This is a genomic window from Staphylococcus sp. 11262D007BW, from assembly GCF_053547815.1.
In genome coordinates this window covers 1,356,317-1,369,118 of the sequence record NZ_JBPWPJ010000001.1, presented here as the reverse complement: position 1 = coordinate 1,369,118, position 12,802 = coordinate 1,356,317, and the positions used below count along the sequence as shown (strand labels likewise).

Genomic DNA, 12,802 nt, shown 5'->3' with positions numbered 1-12,802 from the left:
GTTATGCCTCCTCTAAAAGTTGATGCATTCTTTCAAATATTTCACTTGTATGATAATCTCCTCCTAAATCAGGGGTAACCACTTTTTGATCTATGAGTTGATAAGTTAACGATTCAATGAGGTCTGCAGCTGAAGGTTGGTTTAAAGATTCTCTTAGACACATTGCTAGCGATAAAATCATAGCGTATGGGTTCGCAATATTTTGATCAGCAATATCTGGTGCAGAACCATGAATTGGTTCATATAGTCTAGGGCCTTCAATACTAAAACTAGCAGAAGGGGATAAACCGAGCGTGCCCGGTAAAACTGACGCTTCATCACTTAGAATATCTCCAAATAAGTTTTCAGTAATAATGACATCAAAATCAGTAGGACGCTGGAGTAGGTGCATACTACATGCATCTACTAGTAAATGTTCAACTTCTACGTTAGGATAATCCAACGCCACTTCATTGACGGTTTGTCGCCATAACTGACTTGATGAGAGTACATTTTCTTTATCAACGGATGTTAATTTTTGGCGTCTAGATTGAGCCAGTTTAAAACCTACATGAGCAATACGTTTAATTTCTTCTTTTGTATAATGTAATGAATCCAATGCTTCTTCAGACTTTAAATATCTTGGTTCACTAAAATATAGACCACCAGTTAATTCGCGCAAAATTACAAAATCTGTATTTTGGACAATATTCGCTTTTAACGGCGAATATTGCACTGTCGCTGCTGTTACAACAGTGGGTCTAACATTCGCAAATAGTTGTAATGATTGTCTTAACTCGAGTAACCCTTGTTCTGGTCGACAAGATGCATCAGTCCATTGCGGACCTCCTACAGCACCTAATAAGATGGCATGTGCCTTTTGACATGCTTCTAATGTTTTAGCAGGTAGGGGCACGCCATATCGATCAATCGCATCGCCACCAAAAGGAAAGAAGTCTACAGACACTGAGAAGTTAAATTTTTCTGAAATATGTTTTAATAATTCTACTGTACCACTCATGATTTCAGGGCCGATACCATCACCTGGTAGTGCGATAATACGATGCGTCATTGCGTATCACCGACCTTTTTTAAAGGGGATGTGACTAATTTCGATGATGCTTCTACATACGCTTTACAAGATGCATAAAGAATGTCATGGTCAAATCCAATACCTGTGACTTCTGTTTCACCTAATTTAAGTCGAATATGTACTTCTGCTTGAGCATCAATTCCTTCTGTAAGTGCTTCAATTCGATAGTCACATAATTCTGGTTTAATATTGAAAATACGATCAACAGCATTATAAATGGCAATAATAGATCCTGTACCAATACTTGAATCTTGATACACTTGATTGTTTTTATCTTTTAAAATGACGACTGCACTTTGTACGCCGGTAGAGACAAATTGTAATTGTAGCGCCTCTAATTGATATTGAGCATGTTGTTCATGTTCAGTACCTTGAATTAAAGCATGAATATCACGATCGGTAACTATTTTTTTCTTATCGGCAATAGACTTAAATGCCTTGAACAATGATTTTTGATCTTCTTCTTCAATGCGATAACCTAAATTTTTAAGTTTTTCTTGGAAAGCGTGTTTACCAGACAATTTGCCTAATGGTAATTCTGTACCTTTCACACCGACCATTTGTGGCGTCATAATTTCGTAAGTTTCACGATGTTTCAGAAAACCATCTTGATGTATACCAGATTCATGACTAAAAGCATTTTTACCAACGATTGCTTTATTACGAGGGACACGAATACCTGAATAACGTGCAATTAAATCTGACGTATGTTTTGTTTTTTCAAAGTTAATTTGAGTTGTAGCATTGTAGTGATCTTGTCGGACATACAAGCCTAGAACAACCTCTTCTAGCGCTGTATTCCCAGCACGTTCACCAATGCCATTCACAGTACCTTCAATGCGTGTTGCGCCATTTTCAATAGCAGCCATACTGTTAGCGACCGCGAGACCTAAATCATCATGACAGTGTGCACTATACGTAATTGGTACATCAGTTCGAATACGGTCGAGGAGTGATTTGAATATATGTCCATATTCAGTAGGGTAAGTGTAGCCTACAGTATCTGGAATGTTAATAACAGTGGCGCCAGCATCGACAGCAGTTTGGACACATTGAATTAAAAATGGAAGCGGTGTGCGTGTTGCATCTTCTGGTGAAAACTGTACTGTATCAAATAAAGTACGTGCATAAGAGACATGTTCTTGAATGGCATCTAATACTTCATCTTCACTCATTTTTAATTTATGTTCTAGATGAATTGGGCTGGTCGCAATAAAAACATGAATTGAAGGAGAAACAGCTTCTCGTGTTGCTTCATAAACGGCATCGATATCTGGTTTTCTACAACGTGCAAGTCCTAATACAGTTGCTTTATTTAGTGTTTGGGCAATTGATTGAACGGACTTAAAGCTCCCGTCACTGGAGGCAGGGAATCCCGCCTCTATGACGTCTACACCCCAATCTTCAAGCTGTTGTGCAATCGCAATTCTTTCTTCAAAAGAAAAGCTCACGCCCGGGGTTTGTTCACCGTCTCTAAGGGTTGTATCAAAAATTTGAATATGGTTAGACATCTATCATCACTCCTCACCTTTATCGAATTGTGTTTATTTTTGAATGCGTTTAGATTTAATAAATGGCATCATATCCCGAAGTGTTTGACCGACTTGCGTAATTTGATGGTTAGATTGGTCTTCTCTCAGTTGTTTAAATTCCTTAAATCCATTGTCATTATCTTTAATAAAACGATCGCTAAACTGACCACTTTGAATATCTTTTAAAACGGCTCTCATGTTCTCTTTTGTATCTTCTGTGATGACACGTGGGCCAGAGACATAGTCACCAAACTCGGCTGTGTTTGAGATAGAATAACGCATATTTTCAAGACCGCCTTCATACATTAGATCAACAATTAATTTCATTTCGTGTAATACTTCGAAATAAGCAATTTCTGGTTGATAACCTGCTTCTACTAGTACTTCAAAACCACTTTGAATTAAACGTGTGACACCGCCACAAAGTACTGCTTGTTCACCAAATAAATCTGTTTCAGTTTCTTCTTTGTAAGATGTTTCTAATACACCAGCACGTGTTGCACCAATTCCTTTTGCATAACTTAAAGCTAAGTCACGTGCTTCGCCAGTAGCGTCTTGTTCAACCGCAAATAAAGCGGGGACAGCTGATCCCTCAACAAAAGTACGACGCACAAGATGGCCAGGGCCTTTAGGTGCTACTAAAAAGACATCGACATTTTGAGGTGGTTTAATAACACCGAAGTGAATATTGAAACCATGGGCAAAAGCTAAGGCGTTACCAGTTTCTAAGTTAGGGGCAATCTCTTCCTCATAAACTTTGCCTTGGATTTCATCGGGTAGTAGTACCATCACGACTTCCGATGATTTTACAGCCTCTGCTACAGAATACACCTCGAAACCATCTTTTTTGGCTTGATCGAATGAGCGTCCAGGACGGATACCGATTACGACGTCATAACCATTATCTTTTAAATTTTGAGCATGAGCGTGTCCTTGAGAACCATAACCTACTACTGCGATTTTTTTACCTTGTAATGCATCTTTTTCAACGGATTGATCATAATAAACTTTTGTCATAATAAAAACCTCCAAATTTAATTAAAATAAACTTTATTCTATACCAGTAGTGCCAGAGCGAGACAATGCATCTATATCGAATGGCTTTAGGTCTTCAATAAGTTGATCTAAGGTGTAAGGGGGACCTGCAGCTTGTAAATAAATAAACTGATTTTCTTCTTTTAGTATCTTTAAAATATCTGAATAGGGTTGAATCACTTTTTCTAAATTATTTTTATTTTCAGTATTTTTAAGTTTGACTAATAGTAATTCTCGGTTAAATGTATTGGTTTCTGTAATATCTTTGACGGATAACGTATTTACTTGTTTTTTTAGTTGTTGGACAATTGTACGTAAAACTTGATCGTTAGGGACTTCAGCGACAAAAGTGATTTCAGTAATACCATTTTGTAATGTTTGACCTGCTGTGATATTGACGATGTTAAATTGGCGTCTCACAAATAGGCTGGTTAATCGGTTTAATGTACCGGCTTTATCGAATACAAGTACTTTAAAAGTTCTCCTCATAATAAGCCCTCCATTTCATGATTCGCTTTGCCACTAGGAACCATAGGTAATACAGGTTCAGTAGGGGAGATGCGAATTTCGATGACTGCTGGCCCATCGTATTGAAAAGCCTCATCTAGTGTTGATTCCATATTAGATGGATCTTCTATTAAAAAGCCTTTAACACCGTACGATTCACTTAACTGAATGAAATCGGGTTGATGATTAAATACTGAATGAGAAAAACGTTGATCGAAAAACTTATCTTGCCATTGTTTCACCATTCCAAGTGTCCCATTATTAATGAGTACTACTTTAATATTTAAATTGAATTCATTCATAAGCGCAATTTCTTGATTGGTCATTTGAAATCCACCATCACCAACAAACGCAACAATCGTTTTATCCGGTTTAGCAAATTTGGCACCTATTGCAGCTGGGATACCGAATCCCATTGTACCTAAACCACCACTTGTAATGAGTTGGCCGTGTGTTTTAAAAGGATAAAATTGGGCTACCCACATTTGATGTTGTCCAACATCTGTAGTGACATAAGCTTCGCCATTGGTAAGTTCACCAATATATTCAATAGCACGTTGTGGCTTACAAAAGGCATTTTCATGTGTTTCTGTTTGATACGTGAAAGGGTGTTTGTCCTTGTTAGATTGAACATGTTTTACCCATTCATCATGTTGTTGTGGTGCATAATTAAAACGTAATAATTGGGTAAGGACCTCTTTAGCATCTGCGACAATCCCTAAATCTGTTTGAATCACTTTATTGATTTCGGATGGATCGATATCGACATGGACAATCGTTGCATGAGGCGCAAATTCTGCAGGGTTACTTGCTAATCTATCGTCAAATCTTGACCCAAAATTAATGAGTAAATCGCATTCTGTAAGCGCCATATTACTCGCATATGAACCATGCATACCGCCCATTCCTAAAAATAATGGGTGAGAATAAGGGATGGCACCCAAACCATGTAACGTAGTAACAACAGGAATGTGATGTCGTTCAACAAAGGTAAGTAATTCCTGATTCGATTTTGAAAAATTAATGCCAGCACCAGCCAACACTACTGGTTTTTGAGCCTTTTTTAAGTAATTTAACAACTTTTGTACTTCATCTAATTGCGGTGTTGTATTAACAGTGTAACCAGGCGTATGAACAGTCGTATCATGTATTTCATTAGTTGAGAGCACGCCCATATCTTTTGGGAAGTCAATCACTACTGGCCCTTTACGGCCTGAATTGGCTACATGAAACGCTTCTTTCACGACTCTAGGAATATCTTTAACATCATGAATCTGATAATTATGTTTTGTAATTGGTGTCGTCATTGATAAAATATCTGCTTCTTGAAAAGCGTCTTTCCCGATCCCCGGAGTAGCTACTTGGCCTGTAATAACAATTAAAGGTAGAGAATCACTATAAGCGTCTGCAATACCTGTGATGGCATTGGTTGCACCTGGTCCACTTGTTACTACAACAACTCCTGGTTTACCGCTGACTCTCGCGTAACCCTCAGCTGCATGTGTTGCACCTTGTTCATGACGATATAAAATATGTGGGATATGTTCATCATAAAATGTATCGTATAACGGTAAAACAGCACCACCTGGGTAGCCGAAAATATACTCTACGTCTTCTTCTAAAAAAGATTGTACTAATAATTCGGCTCCTGATTTCAATGATTCTACAGGGGTTAAGTTTTTTTCTAATTTTTTGATGTCGTCATGAAATGTATGATTGATGTTTTCAGATTCTATCATGAGGACTCCCTCCAGTTTAAATTAAGTATGTTGGCACTTGCATTACACCACCAGTATTGGCACTTGTTACAAGCGCAGTATATCGTGCTAAATAACCTGTTTTTACTTTTGCTTTAAAAGGTTTTTGGTTTTCTTTACGACGATTTAAAGTTTCTTGGTCTACATCTAAGTCGAGCTTTCGATTTGTTAAATCAATGGTAATTTGATCGCCATCTTCAATTAAGCCGATGGGTCCACCAGAAGCGGCTTCAGGAGAAATATGGCCTACTGCAATACCACGCGTTGCTCCTGAGAATCGTCCATCTGTAATTAATGCGACATCTTTACCTAAGCCTCTACCAACGATGGAAGAAGTGGGGGCAAGCATCTCAGGCATTCCTGGACCACCTTTAGGACCTTCATAACGGATGACAACGACATGGCCTGAACGTACTCGATGATCATCAATGGCAGCTACCGCTTCGTCATGGCTATCGAAACAAATAGCTTCACCAGTGAATGTTTTAATTGATGGATCTACACCACCAACTTTAATGACTGCTCCCTCAGGTGCAATATTGCCAAAGAGTACAGATAAGCCACCTTGTTGATCATATGGTCGATCGAGGGTACGAATGACTTCCTCATTTAAAATTGCTTTATCTTTGTTGTTGTCACGTAACGTTTGACCAGTAACTGTGATACGATCTGGATGTAAAACACCTTCTTTTTTCATCAGTTCATTAATAATAGCAGGGACACCACCAGCTTGATGGACATCTTCCATTGAATAAGAAGAACTTGGTGCAATTTTGGATAGGTAAGGTGTTTTTTGTGCAATTTCGTTAATTCTTGATAAATCATAATCGATGCCAGCTTCATTAGCGATTGCGAGTGTATGTAGGACAGTATTCGTTGAACCACCCATCGCCATGTCTAACGCAAATGCATCATCTATTGCTTCTTTCGTTACAATATCACGTGGTTTCACGTCGTTTTTTACGTTTTCAACGAGTTGTTTAGCCGCTTGTTGAATCATTTCACGGCATTGGTCACTAATTGCTAGGGCAGTGCCGTTGTATGGTAAGGCCAATCCTAAAACTTCCATTAAGCAGTTCATTGAGTTAGCGGTAAACATACCTGAACACGAACCACAAGTTGGACATGCATTTTGTTCCATATCTAAAAAGTCTTCTTTAGTCATGTTTCCTTCTTTAAATGCACCAACTGCTTCAAACATTGAAGATAGGGTAAGGGCTTTTCCTTGTGATGATAATCCAGCTTTCATAGGACCACCAGAGCAAAAAATTGCTGGTACATTTGTTCTGACAGCTGCTAATAACATACCTGGTGTAATTTTGTCGCAGTTAGGAATGTAAAATACACCATCAAACCAATGCGCATTGATGACTGTTTCTGCTGCATCTGCAATAATTTCACGACTAGGTAGGGAGTAGCGCATACCAATATGTCCCATAGCAATGCCATCATCCACACCAATTGTATTAAATTCAAAAGGGATGCCACCTGCTTCACGAATGGCTTCTTTAGCGATATCACCAAGTTCTCTTAAATGCACATGTCCTGGTACGATATCGATATAGGAATTACAAATCGCTATAAAAGGCTTATTCATATCCGTAGGGGATTGAATTTGTCCTGTAGCATGAAGTAAACTTCGAGCTGGCGCTTGATGATCCCCTTTTTTGATAACATCACTTCTCATAGTTGTGACCTCCTCGATTTTTAGCAAATAAAAAATACGCCCCAATGATGAATTGGGACGTATTAGGTAAGTCCCATTCAACTTGAAATAGGACTTAAGCATTTAGTATAACGATACTAAAGCTCCAGCCCTGAGCGTAATAATAAAATAATAATATTTTGATGATTATGGGAAGGGTTAAATGGTGTATTCATAACGATTACGCTCCTTTCAAGTTAAATGGTAAAGTAAGTTTGTGTCTGAATTTAGAGAATTGTTAGAAAATTCATCTTCTTAATTTACCTCATCAGTAATCATTTGTCAACAAGAAAAATGAATTTTTTGAAAATATCTGTAATTTCGATTGATATTAACATAAAGTCAAAGTCATGAAAATCTGTTACAATAAATAGGAAGATTAACGAGGGAGCGTTCATATGATTACAATAAACAATATTGAAGAGATGCAACAATTTGCCAATCAATTAGTGCCATTGTTAAAAGAAAAAGATGTGATTTTACTTGATGGTGATTTAGGAGCAGGAAAAACGACATTATCAAAGTTTATTGGGCAAGCATTAGGTGTCAAACGAACGATCAACTCACCAACATTTAATATCATTAAATCCTATCGTGGACGAGAATTGATGTTTCATCATATGGATTGTTATCGACTAGAAAATGCAGAAGAAGATTTAGGGTTTGAGGAATACTTTAATGACCATGCCATTACGGTCATCGAATGGAGTCAATTTATTTCCTCATTTTTACCAAGCAACGTTTTAAAAATAAAAATTAAAGTGTTAAATGAAACACAGCGTAATATTGAAATTGAAGCATACGGCGAACATTTTCAACAAGTAAAGGAGGCACTTATTCATGGTTAGTTTGTGCATCGATACGTCTAATCAACCCATTTCAGTCGCGCTTGTTCAGGAGGGCGCAGTACTAAATGTGCATACTTCGAATGTTAAACGTAATCATTCTCTACAACTGATGCCAATTATTGAGCAATTGATCAGTGAAGCAAAGTTAACACCCCAACATATCAGCGAAGTTATTGTAGCCGAGGGGCCTGGTTCGTATACCGGACTACGCATAGGTGTGACGACAGCAAAAACATTAGCTTATACTTTAAACTGTCAATTGTATGGTGTTTCTTCATTAAAAGTTCTAGCAGCAACCGTTAAACAATCAGAGTGTTACGTTGTGCCAATCATTGATGCACGACGTCAATATGTTTATACAGGTGTTTACAAATGGTCTGATAAAGAATTGATGACGATAATGGAAGATCAATATATCGCATTAGAGGATTTACTTTCTCATATACAGTCATATGATAACGTCATATTTGTAGGACAGGATACGCAACATTTCGATGAATTAAAATCATATTCTCAACAACCTAATTTACCTCAAGCAGATCAAATGGTAAATATCAAGGATACACCAAGTGCAGTTCATTCATTTACACCACAGTATTTAAAATTATCGGAGGCAGAACAAAATTGGTTGGACAAACAACAATCGAAGAACGACTAAACATTCGAAAAATGACAGTTCAAGATGTCCCGATGGTTAATCATATTGAACAATTGAGTTTTAATGATAGCTCTTGGACAAAGGATGCGTTTTACCACGAGCTATTAGAAAACAACTTTGCACATTACTTTGTGATAGAGTATGACAATGACATTATTGGTTATTGTGGAATATGGATTGTGATTGATCAAGCACAAGTGACGACGATTGCTATCACACCTCACAACAGAGGCATTGGTTTAGGTCAATTATTATTACAATATGTGATGAATTATGCGGCACATTCAGCGACTACCATGAGTTTAGAAGTGCGAGTGGAGAATGAAACGGCGCAACATGTGTATCAAAAGTTAGGTTTTGAATATGGAGGACGTCGAAAAAATTATTATGGTGATGGAAAGGATGCTTTAGTAATGTGGGTGAATTTAAATGACGAATGAAACATTAATTCTGGCGATTGAAACCAGTTGTGATGAAACAAGTGTCAGTGTTGTTGCTGATGGTAAACAAGTATTAAGTAACAGTGTGTTAAGTCAAATCGACAGCCATAAACGATTTGGCGGTGTAGTACCAGAAGTCGCGAGTCGTCATCATGTTGAAAATATAACAATTATGATTGAAGATGCCTTAACAAAGGCACAAGTCACAATGGATGATGTGGATGCGATCGCAGTCACACAAGGACCAGGCTTAATTGGTGCGCTATTAGTAGGGGTAAGTGCAGCGAAAGCACTCGCCTTTGCGCATCAAAAACCGTTAATTCCTGTGCATCACATTGCTGGGCATGTGTACGCTAACCAATTAGAAGAACCGATGCAATTTCCGCTGATTGCTTTAATTGTTTCTGGGGGCCATACTGAACTGGTATATATGAAAGATCATCTTAATTTTGAAATCATAGGTGAGACACGTGATGATGCGGTTGGAGAAGCTTATGATAAGGTGGCTAGAACGATAGGATTAGCTTATCCTGGTGGTCCTGTGATTGATCAATTAGCAACTAAAGGGCAAGATGTATATGACTTTCCAAGAGTATGGTTAGAACCCGATAGCTTTGATTTTAGTTTTAGTGGATTAAAAAGTGCAGTGATTAACAAATTGCATAACTTAAAACAAAAAGGAGAAACCATTGTTCCTGAGAATGTAGCGACAAGCTTTCAAGAGAGTGTCATTGAAGTACTTGTAGGTAAAGCGATGAAAGCATGTGAAGCTTATAATGTTCAGCAACTCATTGTTGCGGGAGGCGTAGCAAGTAATAAAGGATTACGCAAAGCATTACAACAAGAAACAGAACAACGAAACATTGCACTTAAAATTCCAGAGCCCTCATTATGTACCGATAATGCGGCAATGATCGGTGCAGCAGGATACTATGTCTATCAAAAAGGCATCAGAGGAGATATGACATTAAATGGTAAAAGTAGTATGGATATCGAATTATATCAAACGATGTAATTTAACCTAATGCGCTAATGTCAATAGCGAACATTTGTACTTATGCACAATTTGTGAATAACTTGTGCATAAGTTTCTTTGTTGTGTGGGTAACATGTACATAATCACTTTCTATATATCATAAATCTAATGAAAAACCCTAGTAAATCGGCGCTTCATTTTAAACGTTATTTTATAGAATGTCGTACGCCACCATTACTAGGGATTATTTATAATTATTGATAGTCATCAAGTTGTAATTGTAATGTTTCCCATTCTGACAGGGTATCCTCAAGTTTTTGTTCAAGGGTTTGTCTTTCTTCTGATAATGATTGAGTCTTTTCATAATCATTCATCACATCTTCTTCTAACATTTGTGCATCAATTTCAGCAATCGATGCCTCAAATTGCGAGATGTTTGTTTCTAAATCCGAGATTTGTCGCTCTAGTTTTCTCTTTTCACGTCTAATGATTTTTTGATCTTGATAGTCATGTTGTTGCGTTGTAGCAGTTTTAGATGGACTAGGCTCTGTATTTGTTGCTTTTTGCTCTTGATATGCACTTAATGCTCGTTGTTCTTCTAGTTTATCAAGATAGTATTGATAATTACCTTGATAAACGGTTGCACCATGATGATCAAGTGCGACGATTTTATTCGCTAGTGCACGGATAAAATAACGATCATGCGAAACAAAGATTAAAGTGCCTTCAAAGTTTGTTAAAGCTTGTTCTAACATTTCTTTAGAATCAATATCTAAATGGTTCGTCGGCTCGTCTAAAATTAAAACGTTATTTTCTTCTAACATGAGTAAAGCGAGTTGAAGTCTTGCTTTTTCGCCACCAGATAAATCATGAATAATTTTATTAACATCATTTTGTGTGAAAAGAAAACGACCTAAAATAGCACGTATATCTTTTTCAGGAATATGTTTATATTGATCCCAAACGTAATCTAAAATCGTTTTATTAGATGAAAATTCTGCTTGTTTTTGGTCATAATAGCCAATTTTTAAGTTTGCACCTTGTACTATCTCACCAGACAAAGCGGGTAAACGTTGTGCAAGCGTCTTAATAAATGTTGATTTTCCAATACCATTTGGGCCGATAATCGCAATATGATCTCCTTTTTGCACCTCTAAATGAATTGGAGACGTAATCGGATGATCATAGCCAATTTCTAGATGTCTTATATGAAACACATCATTGCCTGTGTTACGTTGAAAATTGAACTGGATATTAGCACTTCTAGCATCAATCATAGGTTTCGCGATGCGTTCCATTTTTTCTAACATTTTGCGGCGACTTTTTGCCATACCACTTGTCGACGCACGTGTGATATTTTTATCAACAAACGTTTCAAGTCGTTTAATTTCCGCTTGTTGACGTTCGTATTCTTGTAGACGTTTTTCATAATATTGGTCGCGTAACTGAATGAATTTTTCATAGTTACCAATATAGTGTTTAACTTCGCCTAAAGAAACATCATAAATCTGTGTAACGATTTTATCTAAAAAGTAACGATCGTGTGAGATGATAACGATGGCGCCTTTAAAATAATTGAGATAATCTTCAAGCCATTCAGTGGTTTCCATATCAAGATGGTTCGTCGGTTCATCGAGTAATAGAATATCGGGTTCACTCAATAACATTTGAGCTAAAGATAAGCGTGTTTTTTGACCCCCACTAAAATCATTAACCGTACGATTGTAATCTTTTTCTGTAAAATTTAACCCATTTAAGACCGTTTTGATTTTACTATCAATTTGATAACCTTCTTGTTGTTCAAAAGTATTCGATAGTTGTTCATACCTTGATAGATGTTCTTGATAGGCGTCAGAATCATGAGCATCCGCATGTTCACTTAACCATTCCACTTCTTCTTCCATTTTTTTAGAGATAGATAGAAGGTCTTGGAAGGGTTTAGCCATTTCTTCATACACTGTATTTTGGGTATCTAAAGTCATTTGTTGGGTTAAATAACCAATGCGTAAATTTTTTACTTTTGATATATGGCCTTCATCATATGTCTCTGTACCAGCAATGAGTTTCATTAATGTTGACTTACCGGCACCATTTCGCCCAACTATACCAATACGTTCAGCGGTTTTTATTTCTAAATTGACATTTTCAAAGATTGTTTCGCCATCAAAGGATTTACTAATTTGACTTAATTGCATTAATATCATGAAGGACACTCCTCTCAAATACTTATTGTACAATAAAGCCACAAAGTATAAAATAGTTACTGTTTTAA

Annotated in this window: 11 protein-coding genes; 4 read left to right on the top strand and 7 right to left on the bottom strand. The window is 37.1% G+C overall.

The features are described 5' to 3' along the window. Window position 1: 1 nt before the first annotated feature. From leuB to ilvD, 6 genes are read right to left on the bottom strand one after another with little or no spacing between them, the layout of a single operon-like run. On the bottom strand, window positions 2–1,051 hold the full coding sequence (leuB, locus tag ACEE93_RS06790; RefSeq protein ID WP_449155762.1) for a 3-isopropylmalate dehydrogenase: 1,050 nt from the start codon (window positions 1,049–1,051) through the stop codon (window positions 2–4). Beyond that, window positions 1,048–2,583, bottom strand: a complete 1,536-nt coding sequence (locus ACEE93_RS06785) for a 2-isopropylmalate synthase (RefSeq protein WP_449155763.1) — start codon at window positions 2,581–2,583, stop codon at window positions 1,048–1,050. Before ACEE93_RS06785 ends, leuB begins: the two co-directional genes overlap by 4 nt. A 33-nt stretch (window positions 2,584–2,616) precedes the next feature. After that, on the bottom strand, window positions 2,617–3,621 hold the full coding sequence (ilvC, locus tag ACEE93_RS06780; RefSeq protein WP_449155764.1) for a ketol-acid reductoisomerase: 1,005 nt from the start codon (window positions 3,619–3,621) through the stop codon (window positions 2,617–2,619). Between the two features lie 33 nt (window positions 3,622–3,654). Then, entirely contained in the window at window positions 3,655–4,128 is a 474-nt protein-coding gene (gene ilvN, locus ACEE93_RS06775; protein WP_449155765.1) for an acetolactate synthase small subunit, read from the bottom strand. Then, a complete protein-coding gene (gene ilvB, locus ACEE93_RS06770; RefSeq protein WP_449156467.1) occupies window positions 4,125–5,885 on the bottom strand; it encodes a biosynthetic-type acetolactate synthase large subunit in 1,761 nt (586 codons plus the stop codon). The genes ilvN and ilvB overlap by 4 nt, the downstream gene beginning before the upstream one ends. 16 nt (window positions 5,886–5,901) lie before the next feature. After that, entirely contained in the window at window positions 5,902–7,590 is a 1,689-nt protein-coding gene (gene ilvD / locus ACEE93_RS06765; protein ID WP_449155767.1) for a dihydroxy-acid dehydratase, read from the bottom strand. Window positions 7,591–8,006: 416 nt separating this feature from the next. Between ilvD and tsaE the strand changes: the two genes are divergently transcribed. Genes tsaE through tsaD form a run of 4 tightly spaced genes read left to right on the top strand, consistent with a single transcriptional unit; the run spans window position 8,007 to window position 10,569 of the window. Beyond that, entirely contained in the window at window positions 8,007–8,456 is a 450-nt protein-coding gene (tsaE, locus tag ACEE93_RS06760) for a tRNA (adenosine(37)-N6)-threonylcarbamoyltransferase complex ATPase subunit type 1 TsaE (protein ID WP_449155768.1), read from the top strand. Then, a complete protein-coding gene (gene tsaB, locus ACEE93_RS06755; protein WP_449155769.1) occupies window positions 8,449–9,114 on the top strand; it encodes a tRNA (adenosine(37)-N6)-threonylcarbamoyltransferase complex dimerization subunit type 1 TsaB in 666 nt (221 codons plus the stop codon). The genes tsaE and tsaB overlap by 8 nt, the downstream gene beginning before the upstream one ends. A gap of 11 nt (window positions 9,115–9,125) precedes the next feature. Further along, a complete protein-coding gene (rimI, locus tag ACEE93_RS06750) occupies window positions 9,126–9,554 on the top strand; it encodes a ribosomal protein S18-alanine N-acetyltransferase (protein ID WP_449155860.1) in 429 nt (142 codons plus the stop codon). Continuing rightward, window positions 9,544–10,569 (top strand): tRNA (adenosine(37)-N6)-threonylcarbamoyltransferase complex transferase subunit TsaD, encoded by a 1,026-nt coding sequence (gene tsaD, locus ACEE93_RS06745; protein WP_449155770.1) that lies wholly within the window; start codon window positions 9,544–9,546, stop codon window positions 10,567–10,569. Before rimI ends, tsaD begins: the two co-directional genes overlap by 11 nt. Before the next feature lie 215 nt (window positions 10,570–10,784). On the opposite strand, the gene ACEE93_RS06740 is transcribed toward tsaD, so the two are convergent. Next, window positions 10,785–12,734, bottom strand: coding sequence for an ABC-F family ATP-binding cassette domain-containing protein (locus tag ACEE93_RS06740; protein ID WP_449155771.1), 1,950 nt, complete (start codon window positions 12,732–12,734; stop codon window positions 10,785–10,787). Window positions 12,735–12,802: the final 68 nt, after the last annotated feature.